This window comes from Pantoea alhagi, assembly GCF_002101395.1.
Lineage (GTDB): Bacteria > Pseudomonadota > Gammaproteobacteria > Enterobacterales > Enterobacteriaceae > Mixta > Mixta alhagi.
Genome location: NZ_CP019706.1, coordinates 2,879,114 through 2,896,039, shown reverse-complemented (window position 1 = coordinate 2,896,039; position 16,926 = coordinate 2,879,114). Strand labels below are relative to the sequence as shown.

The window sequence follows — 16,926 nt, the reverse complement described above, 5'->3', positions numbered from 1 at the left end:
TAGCGGGGTTAAATCAATCAAGCCTGGGTTAGCACCGTGATTGTTCCGTCATCGTCTTTGGTGATGCGCAGCGCCGTCAGCGTGGTCAGCTGCAGAGCGGTTTTCGCCAGGCGCGGCGTATCGGCGGGCGCGTTCACGGCAATGACCGCACAGCCGGCGGCAAGGCCGGAAAGAATACCGGCGGGAGCATCCTCCACCACCACGCAGTCAGCAGGCGCCAGGCCAAGCAGCTCTGCGCCTAACAGGTAAGCATCCGGTTCAGGTTTGCCGTTTTTAACCCGCTCGGCGGTGACAAAATGGGTTGGCAACGGCAGTCCTGCCGCCTGTCGTCGCGCGGAGGCGACCGGTACCGACCCAGAAGTTACGATCGCCCAGGGAATGGCCAGCGCGTTCAGATGCTCCAGCAGTTCACGGGCGCCCGGCAGCGTCGTTACGCCTTCCGTATCTTCAGCTTCGGTTTTTTCCAGCAGCTGGAATTCCTGCTGGATTTCCTCTTCGCTGCTGCCGCGCATAAAGTGACGCAGTGAAGTGATAGCCTGTTTGCCGTGGATAAAATCGAGGATCTCATCCGCGTCGATGCCGTGACGCTTGCCCCAGTTACTCCAGGCGCGTTCCACCACCGGCAAAGAATCGACCAGCGTGCCGTCTAAATCAAACAAAAAACCTTTACACTTCACTCGCGTTTCCTTCTCAGGCGTTGATGATTTGCGCAATCTCTGTCGCGCAGAGATGATACTGGCGCGGGCAGGTTTGCCAGACGGCCAGCATCCGTTGATATTTGTCCCACATGGGCGTCTGGGCATTAAAGCCGTGCGTACCGGCATCAAAATGGGTATAGCGTCCTTCTACGTTAACCATAAAACGCACATATCCCAGATAGCGCGCTTCGGTTGCCGCATCGAACCCCAAAAACTGTAACCGGCGCTCGTCAATAGCAGCGCGCTCCTTCAGGTTTTCCCAGGATACCCGCAGTGCATGATGCATTTCCATAATATTGATGATGGTGCGGCAAACCGCTTCGCCCAGTTCGCCGAATTCGCGATCTAACTCACGCATCTGCAGGCTGTAGCCGCGTTCAATGATAGTTTGCAGACGGCGATAGCGCTCGCCGTTATCAGGATCGAGCAGGGTCATCAGTTTGTACTGGTTGGAAAGAATTAAGCGCTGCGCATGCGTCATGTCCATCGTCATCTCCTGTATCAGGCACAGTAAAAGGATGTTCAAGAATCGCACGACGCATAAAAAGGCGGTATCACAAGCCAGCCTTTCTTTGATTTAAGCCGGGTTGCCATAGAAAAATTGTCTGGCAACCCGAAACTTATTCAGAGATCGTCAAGGAAGGTGTTATCCAACTGACGGAAAGCGCGTTTAAGCAGATCTGCCAGCGCCTGATAGGTGGGTTTTCCTTCAACAGGCGCGATCGACTGCCCGGCCTGCTGCAATTTCTCACGCACCTCATGAAACCAGTTCAGCAGCGTGGGCGGCAGCGGCGTTACAGAACGACGTCCTAACCACCATAGCCCCTGCATCGGCAGGCTACAGGCAAATAGTGCCGTCGCGACCGCCGGTCCCAGCTGTCCACCCAGGGCAATTTGCCAGGTGAGCGTGAAAATCGCCAGCGGTGGCATAAAGCGGATCGCAAAGCGCGTGGCGCTGCTGATGCGGTTCTCCGGAAAAACCGGCGCGAGGCGTTTATCGTTCGGCCATGTTTTCATGTAGTGCTGTCCAAGCTGGAATGTTTTAAACCAACCGACGCTGGATTCATTTGCCATGGCTCACCTCAACTTCTTTTGCAAGATTTAAAAAATTTAAACAACGAAACAACTTTGTGTGACAACCTTCAAAAAATTTTGTTTTTACCAGAGACTGCCGTTATTCTGAGCGCGTTATCAGCGCCGCCAAAGGCAATAATCTTTATTATTTTGAGGTGAAGCCATCGAAGGCGACACAAATTTCAAAATTTTACGTAAAATTACCGTCTTTTTTTGCTGTCGGATAACTTTTTGCTGGCAGTATGATGATAATCATTAATGTACCAGCTTTCATACACTACGATGATAGGCTGATTGCTTTTTTTTTAGCCACTTTTGACAAATAGGTACTTCCATGTCGAGTAAGTTAGTACTGGTTCTGAACTGCGGTAGCTCATCTCTTAAGTTTGCCATCCTCAACCCGGCGGACGGTAAAGAGTATCTGTCAGGTCTGGCCGAATGCTTCCATTTGCCTGAAGCGCGCATTAAATGGAAACTGGACGGCGCTAAACAGGAAGCTGAGCTGGGTGCGGGCGCAGCCCACAGCGAAGCCCTGAACTTCATTGTTAAAAACATTCTGGCACAAAAACCAGAGCTATCGGCACAAATTGCTGCAATCGGTCATCGTATTGTTCATGGTGGGGAAAAACTGACCCAGTCAGTGCTGATTGACGATAAAGTGGTACAAAGCATTAAAGACGCCTCTTCTTTTGCTCCGCTGCATAACCCGGCGCACCTGATCGGCATTGACGAAGCGCTGAAAAACTTCCCGCATCTTTCTGATAAAAACGTAGCGGTTTTTGATACTGCGTTCCATCAGACAATGCCGGAAGAGTCTTACCTCTATGCCCTGCCCTATAATCTTTATAAAGAGCATGGCGTTCGTCGCTATGGCGCTCATGGCACCAGCCACTATTATGTGTCGATTGAAGCTGCCCGCATGCTGAATAAGCCGGTGGAAGAGCTGAACGTCATTACCTGTCACCTCGGCAACGGCGCTTCCGTATCCGCGATCCGCAACGGCAAGTGCGTGGATACCTCTATGGGTCTGACCCCGCTGGAAGGTCTGGTAATGGGTACACGCAGCGGCGATATCGATCCGGCGATTATTTTCTTCCTGCACGATACGCTGGGCATGAATATTGATGCCATCAATAAACTGCTGACCAAAGAGTCCGGCCTGCTGGGTCTGACCGGCGTAACCAGCGACTGCCGCTACGTAGAAGAAAATTACACCACCAAAGAAGATGCGAAACGCGCGATGAACGTTTTCTGTCATCGTCTGGCTAAATATATTGGTTCCTACAGCGCGATGATGGATGGTCGCCTGGATGCCGTGGTGTTTACCGGCGGTATCGGTGAGAATGCGGCAATGGTACGCGAGCTGTCGCTGGCAAAACTGGCGCTGCTGGGCTTCGAGGTGGATCACGAGCGCAACCTGGCGGCGCGCTTCGGACAGGAAGGCTTTATTAACAAAGAGGGCACCCGTCCGGCATTGGTTATCCCGACCAATGAAGAGTTGGTTATCGCCCGCGACGCTGCGCGCCTTACCGCATAAGACTTTCTCCGTCAGCTCAGGCTGGCGGAGTTGTTTTGACAGCCTGAAATACCTGAGAGGTTTACTGTGTCACGTACCATAATGCTTATCCCTACCGGCACCAGCGTCGGGTTGACCAGCGTCAGCCTCGGCGTTATTCGTGCGATGGAACGCAAAGGGGTTCGCCTCAGTGTGTTCAAACCCATCGCGCAGCCCCGCGCCGGTGGCAATACGCCTGACCAGACCACCACCATTATTCGTAAAAACTCCTCCATTCCTGCCGCTGAGCCGCTGCAAATGTCACGCGTGGAATCGCTGCTGGGTTCTAATCAGCAGGACGTGCTGATGGAAGAGATCATTGCTCGCTACCACGCCAATACCCAGGACGCGGAAGTGGTGCTGGTGGAAGGCCTGGTGCCAACGCGTAAACATCAGTTCGCCAGCGCGCTTAACTATGAGATCGCGAAAACCCTGAATGCGGAAATTATCTTTGTGACCGCGCTGGGCAACGACTCACCGGCACAGCTGAAAGAGCGTATCGAAGTTACGCAGAGCAGCTTTGGCGGCAGTAAGAACAAAAACATTACCGGCGTTATCATCAACAAACTCAACGCGCCGGTAGATGAACAGGGCCGTACTCGCCCGGATCTGTCAGAAATTTTTGATGACTCCACGAAAGCCAGCGTCGCGAATATCGATCCGAGCCAGCTGTTTGCCAACAGCCCGCTGCCGGTGCTGGGCTGCATTCCCTGGAGTTTCGATCTGATCGCCACCCGCGCGATTGATATGTGCCGTCACCTGAACGCGCGCGTAATCAATGAAGGTGAAATTCAGACGCGTCGCGTAAAATCAGTGACGTTCTGCGCCCGTAGCCTGCCGCATATGCTGGAACATTTCCGCCCGGGCTCGCTGCTGGTGACCTCTGCCGATCGTCCTGATGTGCTGGTTGCAGCCTGTCTGGCGGCCATGAACGGCGTTGAAATCGGTGCGATCCTGCTGACCGGCGGCTATGAAATTGATGACCGTATTTACAAACTCTGCGCACGCGCCTTCCAGACCGGCCTGCCGGTGTTTATGGTTGAAACCAATACCTGGCAAACCTCTCTTAGCCTGCAAAGCTTTAATCTGGAAGTGCCCAGCGACGATACGCAGCGCATCGAAAAAGTTCAGGAGTACGTTGCCAGCCATATCAGCAGCGACTGGATTGAATCTTTGACCGCCGCCTCTGAGCGCAGCCGTCGTCTTTCACCGCCAGCCTTCCGTTATCAGCTCACCGAGCTGGCGCGTAAAGCGGGTAAACGTATTGTGCTGCCGGAAGGCGATGAACCGCGTACCGTTAAGGCTGCCGCCATTTGCGCCGAGCGCGGCATTGCGCATTGCGTGCTGTTAGGCAATCCGGATGAAATTCAGCGTGTCGCAGCGGCGCAGGGCGTCGAACTGGGCAAAGGTATTGAGATTATCGATCCGGAAGTGGCCCGTGCCAATTACGTGGCGCGCCTGGTTGAACTGCGTAAAAACAAAGGTATGACCGAAGTTGTCGCGCAGGAGCAGCTGGAAGATAACGTGGTGCTGGGCACCATGATGCTGGAACGTGACGAAGTGGATGGCCTGGTTTCCGGCGCGGTACATACTACCGCCAACACCATTCGTCCGCCGCTGCAGCTGATTAAAACCGCCCCTAACAGCTCGCTGGTCTCTTCCGTGTTCTTTATGCTGCTGCCGGAACAGGTTCTGGTTTATGGCGACTGTGCCATTAACCCGGATCCAACCTCTGAACAGCTGGCGGAAATTGCTATTCAGTCGGCGGATTCCGCAGCGGCATTCGGCATTGAGCCGCGCGTCGCGATGATCTCTTACTCTACCGGTAACTCCGGCGCGGGTAGCGACGTTGAAAAAGTGCGCGAAGCAACGCGTATTGCGCAGGAAAAACGTCCCGATCTGGTGATCGATGGCCCGCTGCAGTATGACGCAGCAATTATGGAAGATGTAGCGAAATCAAAAGCGCCAAACTCTCAGGTAGCGGGTCGCGCTACGGTATTTATTTTCCCGGATCTGAACACCGGTAATACCACTTATAAAGCGGTACAGCGTTCAGCAGATCTGATCTCCATCGGACCGATGCTGCAAGGCATGCGTAAGCCGGTTAACGATCTGTCACGTGGCGCACTGGTTGATGATATTGTTTATACCATCGCTCTGACCGCGATCCAGGCTGCACAGGCAGAAGCACAGCAAAACTAATTTTGCCTGCTGATTACAGGCGGCCTGCGGGCCGCCTTTTTATTTCCCGCTGTTGTCACTGCTATCTTTGCAAATTCCCTGCCCTCCTTTCTTTCTTTTTTCTCTTAATAAAAGGCCCTGCCGAAACAATGTTTGTTGTGACTGTATGCGCCAGTTAAAAACGCAATAAATAAGCGCATTGACAAACTCGCAAATTATAAAACAACAAGCGAGACGCCAGGAGCAAAATAAGCGAAGCGGCAACCGACGCGTTTATTTTTCTACGCAATTTGTGAAATTATTTTGGTCAAATCCGCATTCCCTAACTAGCCTTAAATTACCTGAAACAGAGGTGTCGAAATTTTTCACGCACGTTGAAAAATTAATACTGTGGCAACGGGTTAAAAGATAAACATAGGGAGTAAATATTATGAGTGAACATCCTGAGCATCTCCGCAACCGGCACGATACGGCCTGGGTGGAACCGGTGAATGGTGTACCGCTGAAGCGCATTTCATGGAGCGCTATCTTTGCCGGCGTTATCGCTGCGGTATTAGTCCATTTATTATTATCGCTGTTGGGAATGGCGATCGGCACATCCAGTATCGATCCGATGAAAGAGCAAAATCCGATGGACGGCATCGGCACCGGCGCGGCCATCTGGACCGGCCTTAGCATGCTGGTCTCCATCGCCGTGGGCGCCTGGGTTAGCGGACGTCTGGCGCAGCGTGAAGGAATGCTGCATGGTCTGTTAATGTTTGGCGTAAATACCCTGTTTAGTCTGTGGCTGGCTATTATGCTGGTTAATTCCGCTATGAGCGGCGCCATGAACGTGATGGGTGCCGGCCTGAGCGCAATCGGCAGCAGCATTAGCGCTGTCGCTCCACAGGCAACGCAAATGGCGCGTGATAAGCTGCAGGAAAGCGGTATTAATCTCGATGACTTGCAGAATGAATTAGAAACCACGCTGCGTCAGACGGGTAAACCTGAGCTGCAGCCGGAAAACCTGCAAAACGATGCGCAAAATGCGGCAAACAGTGCGCAGAATCAGGCGCAGGCCACGGCAAATAATCCACAGAATGCCGATACGGACATTGCTAACTGGATTAAAGGTGTAATTAACAGTAATCAGGACACGTTACAGGCTGCCGACCGTGAGGCACTGAAAAATATTATTCAAGCACGTACCGGTAAAACTGATGCCGAAGCTGAACAGATTGTTACCCAAACGGAACAAACCTATCAGCAGGCGCGTCAGAAATATAATGAGTTAAAACAGCAGGCGGAACAGAAAGCGCGTGAAGCTGCAGATAAAGCTGCAGAAGCGACCGCTAAAGCCAGCTGGTTCGCCTTCTTTATGCTAATTATCGAAGCGATTCTGGCAGGCGTAATGGGTATGGTAGGTCGTCGTACTCAGCCGCGTCAGGTACTGAGCAATCAGCGTCCAACAAAACGCGATTAAATAACCTCAGTGAGTAAAAAGGCGGGAGATCTCTCCCGCCTTTTTTATTAGAGCAGTTCACGCGCGGCTAAAACAATATCCTGCGCCGTCAGGCCATATTCCTGTTGTAAAAACGCCTGCGTGCCTACCTGACCGTAGCGCTCCTTTACGCCAACGCGCCGCATCGGCACCGGACAGGTTTCTACCAGCACTTCCGCTACTGCCGAGCCCAGCCCGTTATGGATACTGTGGTTTTCACAGGTCACAATACGCCCGGTTTTACTGGCATAGTTTTTTATCAGCATGCGATCCACAGGTTTCAGGGTAAACATATCGATCACTGCGGTGCTGATGCCTTCCTGCTCCAGCTGCCGCGCCGCCTCCAGCGCCTCTGTCACCATAATACCGTTGGCGATCAGGGTAATATCATCGCCATCACGTAACACATTGCCCTTGCCGATAGTAAACGTGGAGCCTGGCGCATATACAGCGGGTGCCTGTTTGCGGATGGTACGCACCCAATAAAAACCGTCCAAATCGATAAGCTGATGCAGCAGATCGTCAAACATGACTGCGTCTGTCACCTCCAGCACCACCGAATGGGCCAGCCCGCGCACAATACCCATATCCTCAAACGACATATGCGTGCCGCCGTTGTGGCAGGCGGTGATGCCGGCATCTGATGCAATGACCTTCACATTATTACGTGCGTAATCCAGCGCCATAAATAACTGGTCAAAGCAGCGGCGGCTGGCAAAGGCAGTAAACGTGTGTACGAAAGGTTTTCTTCCCGTCAGCGATAGCCCTGCGGCAATACCTATAACGTTGGCCTCCATGATGCCACAGTTGATAACCTGCTGCGGCCAGGCCCGCGCCACACTATCCATCGCCATTGAACTCATCAGATCCGCCTCAAGGGCGATAATGGAGCTTCCCGCCGCAATCTGTTTCGTTACGAAGCTGGCATATACCTTGCGCATCTCGGGCGCGTCGTGTTGTCCTGCGGGTGCAATCTTAATCATGTGCCGCCTCCAGTTGGCGAATGGTTTCCCGGAGCGCCTGTTTCATCTCATCGGTCAGCCGCAGGTGATGAGAGTTACTTAATTGCTCGAGGCAGGGCACGCCCTGCCCTTTAATACTGTCGAGGATCACGACGCGTGGGCGGGCATCTGCTGCCGGAACGGGCTGAACCTGCTCCAGTAATCCGGCGATGTCATCGCCTTTTACCGTTACCACATCAAAGCCAAAGGCACGGAATTTTCCTTCAAGGTCAAACGCGCAAATGATTTCGTCCAGCTCGCCGTCAAGCTGCTGTTTGTTCCAGTCGATAAATATCGTCAGGTTATTCAGGCGGTGATGAGCGATAAACTGAAATGCCTCCCAGCACTGGCCTTCATTCAGCTCACCGTCACCAACGATGCAAAACACCCGATTCGGCCGTCCCGCCAGCTTATGCGACAGCGCCATGCCGCCAGCAATGGAGATCCCTTGTCCCAGCGAGCCGGTTGTAGCATCAACGCCGCGCGTTTTCAGTCGGTCCGGGTGGCTGGGAAGCCGGGTGCCGTTCTGGTTTAGCGTACTTAGCTCTTCAACAGGAAAGTAGCCTTTGATAGCTAACGTGCTGTACAACGCCGGCCCCGCATGTCCTTTCGACAGAACAAAGTAATCCCGCTCAGGCCAGTCCGGATCTGCCGGGTCGATTTTCATTACCGCGCCGTACAATACCGCCAGCGTTTCCACTACCGACATACTGCCGCCGTAATGACCGAAACCCAGCTGCGTCAGTGATTTAAGCGTGGCGATGCGAATATCGCGCGCCAGCTGTGTGACGTCCTGTACATTCATGATTTAGCCCCGCTATTTTCCTGCGGCTTACCGTCCGCAGATCTGTTTTTTGCCATCAGGTTGTAGGCCACCAGCAGCATGAACAGCGCCACTACCAGCCCCGTAATAGCCAGCGGCGGCAGATAGCGTGCCAGATTACCCAGCACAATCCCGATGGCCCCAAAGTCAGCATCTGAGAAGGTGGTATTGGCAAAGCCTATCGCGCCCAGTACCGGCAGCAGCAAAACCGGCAGAAAGGTAATCAGCAGCCCGTTGGCGAATGCGCCAACCATTGCACCGCGCCGTCCGCCGGTGGCGTTACCAAACACGCCAGCCGTCGCGCCGGTAAAGAAGTGCGGCACCACGCCCGGTAAGATCAGTACCAGTTTGAGCTGCCCCAGCAGAAATAACCCCACCAGACCGCCAAGGAAGCTGAACAGAAAGCCAATCAGTACCGCATTAGGGGCGTAGGGGTAGACAACCGGGCAGTCCAGCGCAGGACGCGCATTCGGCACCAGCTTTTCCGAAAATCCGGTAAAGGCGGGAACGATTTCCGCCAGGATCAGACGGACGCCCTGCAGGATGATAAACACGCCCGCCGCGAAGGTAATCGCCATGATAATGGCGTACACCAGATAGTGCTGACCGCCGCTGAACTGGCTTTCAACATATTCTCTGCCAGCGCTTACCGCCATAATCAGATAAATAATCATCATGGTCAGAGAGATGGAAATTGAGCTGTCGCGCAGGAAGCTGAGGTTTTTCGGCAGGTTCATCTCTTCGGTGGATCGGGAGCCTTTACCGCACTTGCTGCCGATCCAGCCGGAAAGCACATAGCCGAGCGTCCCGAAGTGACCAAACGCAATATCATCACTGCCGGTAATACGTTTCATATAACGCTGCGCCAGCGCCGGGAAAAAGGCCATAACCAGGCCTAAAATCAACGAGCCGGTAAAGACCAGGCCAACGTCTCCGAACCCGGCTACGGTCAGGATCACGCTGATCATACAGGCCATATAAAAAGTGTGATGTCCGGTCAGGAAAATATATTTCAGCCGTGTAAAGCGCGCGACAATAATATTCGCCACCATCCCGAATGCCATTATCAGCGCGGTAGAGGCGCCATATTTTTCCAGTGCAATAGAGACAATGGCCTCGTTATTGGGAATAATGCCCTGGATATTAAAGGCGTGTTCAAACATACCGCCCAGCGGATTTAATGACCCAACCAGTACCGTCGCGCCGCCGCCCAACACAATAAAGCCGAGAATAGTTTTAATTGTCCCCTTAACAACGTCAGAAAAAGACTTTTTCTGTGCCACCAAACCAATCAAGGCAATTAAGCCCACCAGCACCGAGGGCACTTTAAGAATATCAACGATAAAATTCAGCGTTTCCCGGATAAACATATCCACCTCGCTATAGAGATTTTATTTTTCAGACTGCTTTTTCCTGGCTGGCTTTATATACCCGATTAAAAACATAAGAAGCGTTGGGTTGCCGCCTTGCTGCACCCTGAAATTTGATGTTTTATGATGATTGTTTGTCGAACCAGGCGCGCAGCTGCGTTTCCAGTTCATTGATATCGATGATGTTCTTAATCACCACCAGCTTGCTTTCCGGCACGCTGGCACTGGCGGCGATATCCTTTGCCATAACAAACAGGTCTGCGGCGTCAGGCGTTGCGGAAGAGAGATCGGCATGCTCTACCTCCGCCTCTCTGTCCAGTTTTTTCAGTACTTTTTTAATATTCATTTCGACCATAAAACTGCTGCCAAGACCGGAACCGCAAATAGCCATGATTTTCATGATTACCACCTTTTTGAGTAGAGGAGTCCCCACCACGCTGGCGCGTAATGTATTTAAAATCGAAATGCAAAGTGAATTCAGAAGCGTTCGATAATCTTTTTAATATCTTCCACGCTTTTCGCCTGATGTAATTGTTCCATATCCTTATCGCTGGAAAACAATTCCGCCAGCGCGGATATCATTTCAATATGGCTATGTTTATCGGGCGCCGCGAGCATCACTATCAGATCTACCGGGTCAAAGGCTTCAGACTTAAAGGCTATGCCGCGTTGTAGCTTGAGCAGCGATAGCCCTAATCCTTTTGCTCCCTCTTCCGGTCTGGCATGCGGCATCGCCAGCCCGGGTGCCAGCACATAATAAGGTCCCAGCTGGCGGTGCTGCTCAATCATCGCCGTAACGTAATCGGGTGTGATGACTCCGGCCTCCAGTAATGGCCTGGCAGCGAGTTCCAGCGCCTGCGGCCATGTTTCTACGCTCTCGTGTAGCCTGATGGTGGCGTCATGCAGCCATTGTTTAAGCACTTTTCTGTTCCGCCGTTTAGCACAAGATGAGCAAACTTTATGCAAGGCAACAATTGTTAACCGTGATAATAATCACAAAGATAGCGCTACCAAAAAGTATCATGCAAAATTGTGATAGCGCTATCAAAGCGTAATCATGGCAGGAATTCACAGTAAGCATAGAAGCTTAAGGCGTATACTCTCTGCTATGTGAAGCGAAGGAAGACACTCAGCGTCTGGTCAGCAGGAATGTGTATGTCTCTAACCCGAAAACGGCGCAGTACCGGTAAAGTCACGCTTGCTGATGTGGCTCAGCTTGCCGGTGTGGGCACCATGACCGTATCCCGTGCGTTACGCACGCCTGAACAGGTTTCCGATAAATTACGTGAAAAAATTGACGCTGCGGTGCAAGCGCTGGGATATATGCCCAATCTTGCCGCCAGCGCGTTGGCATCGGCCTCATCCAGAACCATTGCCATGGTGGTGCCCAACCTTGCCGAGGCGGGCTGCTCCGAGATGTTTGCCGGGCTGCAACAGACGCTTCAGCCTGCCGGATACCAGATTATGCTGGCGGAATCGCGCCATCGTCTTGAACAGGAAGAGAAGCTGCTGGAAACGCTGCTCGCTTCCAATATTGCCGCCGCAGTTTTGTTGAGCGTTGAGCACAGCGATACCGTGCGCCACTGGTTGCACAACGCCGCGATCCCGGTGATGGAAATAGGCGCAATACGCGCCGATCCTGTTGATATGAATATTGGCATTGATAACGTTGCCGCAATGTACGAACTCACCGACATGCTTATCCAGCGCGGTTATCAGAATATCGGCATGCTCTGCGCTAATCAGGAACAGTGGATTTTTCAGCAGCATCTGCAGGGTTGGTATAAGGCGATGCTGCGCCATCATTTATCGCCTCATCGCGTGATCAACGCGGCGCTTCCGCCCAATTTTTCCACCGGTGCCTCTCAGCTACCGGAATTTTTACTGGCGTGGCCAGAACTGGACGCGCTGGTGTGCGTTTCCGACGAGTTGGCCTGCGGTGCGCTGTATGAATGCCAGCGCCGACGGATCAAAGTGCCGGACGAGCTGGCGGTGGTGGGTTTTGGCGACAGCGATGTCAGCCGCGTTTGTCAGCCGCCGTTAACCACCATAGCGGTGCCGCATCGCAAAATTGGTATTGAGGCGGGACGTGTACTGCTGGCGCGTTTAAACGATGAGGAGTGGAGCGATCGGCAACCGATCGCCTCCAGTTTATGTTTGCGGGATAGCTGCTGAGGAATTATTCCGCCCTGACCTGTTTTTCCTGTCTGGCCGGTTCATTATTGGCGTTGCGGCTGAGCCACAGCGACAGCGCCTTCAGCGAATCGGAGGTAAATTCATCACAGCGGGCGGTGATCTCCTCCGGGGTCAGCCAGAAAACCTCAACCACTTCTTCCGGCTGCATGGCAAACGGGCCGTGAGAAACGCAGCTGAACAGCGCGCCCCAGACGCGGCAGTGTTCATCTTCAAAATAGAACTGGCCATGTTCGGCGAACGGCACGGCAGCGATACCTAATTCCTCTTCCGCCTCACGACGTGCAGACTCCAGATACCCTTCCCCGCTTTGCACTACGCCGCCTGCGCACGCATCCAGCATGCCGGGCAGAAAATCTTTCGTTTCCGTTCGGCGCTGCACCAGAATATTACCCATGCCGTCGTGCACCACTATATAGGTAGCGCGATGACGCAAATGTTGTGCCCGCATCTGGGCACGGCTGGACTGAGCGATAACTTCGTTATCTTCGTTAACGATATCTACCCATTCAGTGCCGGCATCCTGACCTTGCTCCACCATCAGTAACCCTTTTCGTTCTGGCGCCCATTGCGCGATGATATTTCCCACAGGTTTTGCGTTACGTTGACGCAAGCCGCCATAACTTAAAGGCTTCGCCTGCCGGACGCAAGCCGGGCGATTAGCCTTTTTTAACCGACTCGCCCAGCCACAGCTGAACCGAGGCGCGCTGCCACTGAAACCAGGCGTATTGCGCCAGATTTTCCGGCAATTCATCACCATGCAAAGCCAGACGATTCAGCATAATGGCCAGGTCGGTATCAGCAATAGACCATTCACCAAACAGGTTCTGTTGCCCTGCGCTCAGCAAACGTTGCGCACCTTCGATAAGTTTAGCGGCGCTCTGCCGCGCTTCCTCGCTAAGCGGTGAATATTTTTCACCGGCAAAGATAACTTCTGTGGGGCGCTCCTGACGGAGCGGCATAAAATCGCTGCGCAGCCACGCCTGCAGTTCGCGCGCCCGGGCGCGTTTCTCGCGATCGTGTGGATAGAGACGTTCATAGTCGGGCGCAGGAAAACACTCTTCCAGATATTCAATAATCGCGGAGGATTCGCTGAGACACAGACTATCCAGCGCCAACGCAGGAACGCGGCGGGTAAGTGAAATGGCAGCATACTCTTCGGTCCGATGCGCGGCATGTGCCAGATCGACTCGCTGTAGCGTAAAAGGTAGTGCTTTTTCCCTCAGGGCGACATAAACGGACATCACCCAGGGACTGTAGCAATTAGCATCAGACCACAGCTTAATCGTAGGATATTGCATGCGGTTCTCTCCTGCGAGTTAACGATCGGTATATTTGGTCAATCGATAATAGCACCACTGTAAAGGTTCTCTTCTATGCTGAATAAAGAGTGATAAAACAGGGATAAGGCTTGGCATGCAAATATTAATTACCGGCGCTACCGGCCTGATTGGGCGTCATCTGGTGACGCATCTGCTGGCGCGTGGCGATCGCGTGAGCGTGGTAACACGCAACGTCGAGGCGGCGCGCGATCTGCTTGGTCCGCAGGTCAGTATCTGGTCCGGGCTTAATCAACAGCGCGATCTCAACGGCATCGATGCGGTGATCAATCTTGCCGGCGAGCCGATCGCCAGCAAACGCTGGACGCCACAGCACAAGCAGCTGCTGTGTGAAAGCCGCTGGCAAATTACCGAGCGGCTGGCCTCATTAATCAACGCCAGCAGCGAGCCGCCTGCGGTACTGATTTCCGGTTCGGCCACCGGTTATTATGGCAATGCCGGCGAGTCAGTATTAACCGAAGAGGATAGCGGTCACGATGAGTTTAGCCATCAGCTTTGCGCCCGCTGGGAAGCGCTGGCGATGACCGCCGCCAGCGATCGTACCCGCGTTTGCCTGCTGCGCACCGGCATCGTACTGGCAAAAGAGGGTGGCGCGCTGGCGCAGATGAAAAAACCCTTTCTGCTGGGCCTCGGCGGTCCCATCGGCAACGGACGTCAGTATCTGCCATGGATCCACCTGGAGGATATGCTGAGCGGCATTCTCTGGCTGCTGGACCATCCGCTGCAGGGGCCTTTCAATATGGTTGCGCCATATGCGGTACGCAACGAGCAGTTTGCCGCCACGCTGGGTAAGGTGTTGCATCGCCCGGCACTGATACGCACGCCAGCCAGCGCAATAAAGCTACTGATGGGGGAATCTTCTGTGCTGGTGCTGGGCGGACAGCATGTGTTGCCCCAGCGGCTGGAGGCCTCCGGCTTCCGCTTCCGCTGGTATGAACTGGATAAGGCGCTGGCCGACGTCTTATAAACATCCTGACAAAAAACGGCTGACCGGCGCAGATCTATCTGCCTATAACGCGTCCCGCCAGGCTATTTCAGCACGCCGGAAAGAAACTGCTGGAGACGTGCGCTTTTCGGTTGACTGAAAAGCGTCTCTGGCGGCCCTTCCTCTTCGATTTTGCCCTGATGCAGAAAAATAACGTGGCTGGAGACATGGCGGGCAAACTCCATTTCGTGCGTGACCACTACCATGGTCTTCCCCTCTTCCGCCAGCTTTTGCATAATGCGCAGCACTTCGCCCACCAGTTCAGGATCAAGCGCTGAGGTTGGCTCATCAAACAGCAGCACATCCGGCTCCATCGCCAGCGCACGGGCAATGGAAACGCGCTGTTGCTGACCGCCGGAGAGGTTGACTGGATACTTCGCCTGAGCGCGCTCGTCAATGCCCACCTTATTGAGATAGCGCAGCGCGCGTTCCCGCGCCTCGGTCTTGCTCAATCCCAGCACCTGAATCGGCGCTTCCATGACATTCTCCAGCACCGTCATATGGTTCCAGAGATTAAAGTGCTGGAATACCATGGTGAGACGCGTACGCAGCAGGCGCAGCTGCTCTTTATTGGCGACTTTCAGCTGTCCGTCGCCGTCGCGCACCAGATTTATAGGCTGGTTATTGACCGCAATCGATCCTTCGCTGGGCTTTTCCAGAAAGTTTATACAGCGCAGGAAGGTGCTTTTCCCGGAGCCGGACGATCCGATAATGGTAATCACATCGCCGGCGTTTGCCTGTAGCGATACGCCTTTTAACACCTCATGCTCACCATAGCGTTTGTGCAGTTCGGTAACGTTGAGTTTATTTTCAGCCATAGTCGTACTCAGTGGGACGATGAAGGTTTAAGGTGCGCCAGCCAGCGTTTTTCCGCCTTGCGGAACAGGCTAATCAGCACGTACGAAATCACTAAATAGATCACTGCCGCAATGCCAAAGGCGGTAAACGGCTGATAGGTTGCGGCATTGATATCACGCGCGACTTTCAGCAAATCGGGAACGGTGGCGGTAAAGGCCAGCGCCGTTGAGTGCAGCATTAAGATCACTTCATTGCTGTAGGCAGGCAGCGCGATACGCAGCGCCGCAGGCAGAATAATGCAGCGATAGAGCTTAAAAGTAGAGAAACCATAGGCGCGCGCCGCCTCAATTTCTCCATGCGGGACGGAGCGAATCGCACCGGCAAAAATCTCGGTGGTATAGGCGCAGGTATTCAGCGTAAAAGCCAGCAGCGTACAGTTCAGTCCGCTGCGGAAAAAGGCGCTGAGCAGCTCCGATCCCTTGACCACTTCCAGCGTATACATGCCGGAATAGATGATCAGCAGTTGCACATAGAGCGGCGTGCCGCGAAAAATATACGTAAAAAACCATACCGGCGCGCGCACCGCTCTGTTTGACGAAACGCGCGCGATAGCCAGCAGCACCGCCAGGGCACCGCCGACAGTTACCGAAAGGATCAGCAGCCACAGCGTAATCGCCACGCCGGTGAAACGGTAGCCGTCGGTCCAGAGCAGCGCTTTCCAGTATTCCTGTAAAATTTCGATCATAGCTCGGCCTTCTTCACGCCAACGGAATAGCGACGTTCCAGCCACCACAGCACGCCGTTTGATAAGGTAGTGAACAGCAGATAGATGATGCCAGCGACAAGGGCGAACCAGAACGGCTGCCAGGTGCTTTTGCCAGCCAGTTGAGTCGCTTTTACCACATCCTCCAGCCCCAGCAGCGAGACCAGCGCCGTGGCTTTCAGCACCACCTGCCAGTTATTGCCGATGCCGGGCAGCGCAAAACGCATCATGGAAGGGAAAAGAATGCGGCGAAACACCTGCGAGCCGGTAAAGCCAAAGGCGGTTGCCGCTTCTATCTGCCCTTTCGGTACCGCCATAAAAGCGCCACGGAAGGTTTCGGTAAAATAGGCACCATAGATAAAGCCGAGAGTGATCACCCCGGCCGCCATCGGATCGATATCAAACTGCGCGATCCCCAGCATGGTGGTAATGTGGTTGAGCGCGATCTGCAGACCATAAAAGATCAGCAGCATCAACACCAGATCGGGCACGCCGCGTATCAGCGTGGTATAAGCCTCAGACAGCAGCGCCAGCGGACGATGGCGCGACAGGCGCGCGCCAGCGCCCACCAGACCTAAAATAACCGCGAGCAATACCGAGCTGAGCGCCAACTCCAGCGTCACCAGCGCGCCGCGCAAGATAACTTCAGAATAGCCATACAGCAT

General features: G+C 53.7%; 18 protein-coding genes. 5 read left to right on the top strand and 13 right to left on the bottom strand.

Translation table 11 applies throughout. The annotated features are described in order from the left end of the window. Positions 1–17: 17 nt before the first annotated feature. From B1H58_RS13560 to yfbV, 3 genes are all read right to left on the bottom strand, one after another. Entirely contained in the window at positions 18–677 is a 660-nt protein-coding gene (locus B1H58_RS13560) for a sugar phosphatase (protein WP_085071014.1), read from the bottom strand. A 13-nt stretch (positions 678–690) separates the two neighbouring features. Next, a complete protein-coding gene (locus B1H58_RS13555) occupies positions 691–1,185 on the bottom strand; it encodes a YfbU family protein (RefSeq protein ID WP_085071013.1) in 495 nt (164 codons plus the stop codon). A 137-nt stretch (positions 1,186–1,322) separates the two neighbouring features. Beyond that, a complete protein-coding gene (gene yfbV, locus B1H58_RS13550) occupies positions 1,323–1,772 on the bottom strand; it encodes a terminus macrodomain insulation protein YfbV (RefSeq protein ID WP_085071012.1) in 450 nt (149 codons plus the stop codon). A 334-nt stretch (positions 1,773–2,106) separates the two neighbouring features. Here yfbV and ackA point away from each other — a divergent pair, with 334 nt between their 5' ends. From ackA to B1H58_RS13535, 3 genes are all read left to right on the top strand, one after another. Beyond that, positions 2,107–3,309, top strand: coding sequence for an acetate kinase (ackA, locus tag B1H58_RS13545; RefSeq protein ID WP_085071011.1), 1,203 nt, complete (start codon positions 2,107–2,109; stop codon positions 3,307–3,309). 66 nt (positions 3,310–3,375) lie between these two features. Then, entirely contained in the window at positions 3,376–5,529 is a 2,154-nt protein-coding gene (gene pta, locus B1H58_RS13540) for a phosphate acetyltransferase (protein WP_085071010.1), read from the top strand. Between the two features lie 409 nt (positions 5,530–5,938). Beyond that, complete coding sequence (locus B1H58_RS13535; RefSeq protein ID WP_237172390.1) at positions 5,939–6,970, top strand: YrzE family protein; 1,032 nt, start codon at positions 5,939–5,941, stop codon at positions 6,968–6,970. A gap of 47 nt (positions 6,971–7,017) precedes the next feature. On the opposite strand, the gene B1H58_RS13530 is transcribed toward B1H58_RS13535, so the two are convergent. From B1H58_RS13530 to B1H58_RS13510, 5 genes are all read right to left on the bottom strand, one after another. Beyond that, the gene (locus tag B1H58_RS13530; protein ID WP_085071009.1) at positions 7,018–7,971 is read right to left on the bottom strand and encodes a transketolase family protein; all 954 of its coding nucleotides are present in this window, start codon (positions 7,969–7,971) and stop codon (positions 7,018–7,020) included. Further along, a complete protein-coding gene (locus B1H58_RS13525) occupies positions 7,964–8,794 on the bottom strand; it encodes a transketolase (RefSeq protein WP_085071008.1) in 831 nt (276 codons plus the stop codon). Before B1H58_RS13525 ends, B1H58_RS13530 begins: the two co-directional genes overlap by 8 nt. After that, on the bottom strand, positions 8,791–10,182 hold the full coding sequence (locus B1H58_RS13520) for a PTS ascorbate transporter subunit IIC (protein WP_085072316.1): 1,392 nt from the start codon (positions 10,180–10,182) through the stop codon (positions 8,791–8,793). Before B1H58_RS13520 ends, B1H58_RS13525 begins: the two co-directional genes overlap by 4 nt. Before the next feature lie 121 nt (positions 10,183–10,303). After that, a complete protein-coding gene (locus B1H58_RS13515; protein ID WP_085071007.1) occupies positions 10,304–10,582 on the bottom strand; it encodes a PTS sugar transporter subunit IIB in 279 nt (92 codons plus the stop codon). Between the two features lie 77 nt (positions 10,583–10,659). Continuing rightward, entirely contained in the window at positions 10,660–11,103 is a 444-nt protein-coding gene (locus tag B1H58_RS13510) for a PTS sugar transporter subunit IIA (RefSeq protein ID WP_085071006.1), read from the bottom strand. Positions 11,104–11,337: 234 nt separating this feature from the next. Here B1H58_RS13510 and B1H58_RS13505 point away from each other — a divergent pair, with 234 nt between their 5' ends. Further along, on the top strand, positions 11,338–12,357 hold the full coding sequence (locus B1H58_RS13505; RefSeq protein ID WP_085071005.1) for a LacI family DNA-binding transcriptional regulator: 1,020 nt from the start codon (positions 11,338–11,340) through the stop codon (positions 12,355–12,357). Positions 12,358–12,361: 4 nt separating this feature from the next. Here B1H58_RS13505 and yfcD read toward each other — a convergent pair whose 3' ends face one another. Together yfcD and yfcF are read right to left on the bottom strand one after the other, a co-directional pair. Beyond that, positions 12,362–12,916, bottom strand: coding sequence for an NUDIX hydrolase YfcD (gene yfcD / locus B1H58_RS13500; protein ID WP_085071004.1), 555 nt, complete (start codon positions 12,914–12,916; stop codon positions 12,362–12,364). A 118-nt stretch (positions 12,917–13,034) separates the two neighbouring features. Further along, positions 13,035–13,676, bottom strand: a complete 642-nt coding sequence (gene yfcF / locus B1H58_RS13495) for a glutathione transferase (RefSeq protein ID WP_085071003.1) — start codon at positions 13,674–13,676, stop codon at positions 13,035–13,037. 115 nt (positions 13,677–13,791) lie between these two features. Between yfcF and B1H58_RS13490 the strand changes: the two genes are divergently transcribed. Beyond that, positions 13,792–14,682, top strand: coding sequence for a TIGR01777 family oxidoreductase (locus tag B1H58_RS13490; RefSeq protein ID WP_085071002.1), 891 nt, complete (start codon positions 13,792–13,794; stop codon positions 14,680–14,682). 62 nt (positions 14,683–14,744) lie between these two features. Here the strand turns inward: B1H58_RS13490 and hisP are convergent, their stop codons facing one another. Genes hisP through B1H58_RS13475 form a run of 3 tightly spaced genes read right to left on the bottom strand, consistent with a single transcriptional unit; the run spans position 14,745 to position 16,926 of the window. Next, complete coding sequence (gene hisP / locus B1H58_RS13485) at positions 14,745–15,518, bottom strand: histidine ABC transporter ATP-binding protein HisP (RefSeq protein WP_085071001.1); 774 nt, start codon at positions 15,516–15,518, stop codon at positions 14,745–14,747. A gap of 8 nt (positions 15,519–15,526) precedes the next feature. Continuing rightward, positions 15,527–16,243, bottom strand: a complete 717-nt coding sequence (locus B1H58_RS13480) for an ABC transporter permease (protein WP_085071000.1) — start codon at positions 16,241–16,243, stop codon at positions 15,527–15,529. After that, the gene (locus B1H58_RS13475; RefSeq protein ID WP_085070999.1) at positions 16,240–16,926 is read right to left on the bottom strand and encodes a histidine ABC transporter permease HisQ; all 687 of its coding nucleotides are present in this window, start codon (positions 16,924–16,926) and stop codon (positions 16,240–16,242) included. The genes B1H58_RS13480 and B1H58_RS13475 overlap by 4 nt, the downstream gene beginning before the upstream one ends.

Coding starts and splice junctions, on each gene's coding strand:
- B1H58_RS13555 (WP_085071013.1), bottom strand. CDS start 1,185: ATGGACATGACGCATGCGCAGCGCTTAATTCTTTCCAACCAGTACAAA.
- yfbV (WP_085071012.1), bottom strand. CDS start 1,772: ATGGCAAATGAATCCAGCGTCGGTTGGTTTAAAACATTCCAGCTTGGA.
- ackA (WP_085071011.1), top strand. CDS start 2,107: ATGTCGAGTAAGTTAGTACTGGTTCTGAACTGCGGTAGCTCATCTCTT.
- B1H58_RS13535 (WP_237172390.1), top strand. CDS start 5,939: ATGAGTGAACATCCTGAGCATCTCCGCAACCGGCACGATACGGCCTGG.
- B1H58_RS13530 (WP_085071009.1), bottom strand. CDS start 7,971: ATGATTAAGATTGCACCCGCAGGACAACACGACGCGCCCGAGATGCGC.
- B1H58_RS13525 (WP_085071008.1), bottom strand. CDS start 8,794: ATGAATGTACAGGACGTCACACAGCTGGCGCGCGATATTCGCATCGCC.
- B1H58_RS13520 (WP_085072316.1), bottom strand. CDS start 10,182: ATGTTTATCCGGGAAACGCTGAATTTTATCGTTGATATTCTTAAAGTG.
- B1H58_RS13515 (WP_085071007.1), bottom strand. CDS start 10,582: ATGAAAATCATGGCTATTTGCGGTTCCGGTCTTGGCAGCAGTTTTATG.
- B1H58_RS13505 (WP_085071005.1), top strand. CDS start 11,338: ATGTCTCTAACCCGAAAACGGCGCAGTACCGGTAAAGTCACGCTTGCT.
- yfcD (WP_085071004.1), bottom strand. CDS start 12,916: ATGGTGGAGCAAGGTCAGGATGCCGGCACTGAATGGGTAGATATCGTT.
- yfcF (WP_085071003.1), bottom strand. CDS start 13,676: ATGCAATATCCTACGATTAAGCTGTGGTCTGATGCTAATTGCTACAGT.
- B1H58_RS13490 (WP_085071002.1), top strand. CDS start 13,792: ATGCAAATATTAATTACCGGCGCTACCGGCCTGATTGGGCGTCATCTG.
- hisP (WP_085071001.1), bottom strand. CDS start 15,518: ATGGCTGAAAATAAACTCAACGTTACCGAACTGCACAAACGCTATGGT.
- B1H58_RS13480 (WP_085071000.1), bottom strand. CDS start 16,243: ATGATCGAAATTTTACAGGAATACTGGAAAGCGCTGCTCTGGACCGAC.
- B1H58_RS13475 (WP_085070999.1), bottom strand. CDS start 16,926: ATGCTGTATGGCTATTCTGAAGTTATCTTGCGCGGCGCGCTGGTGACG.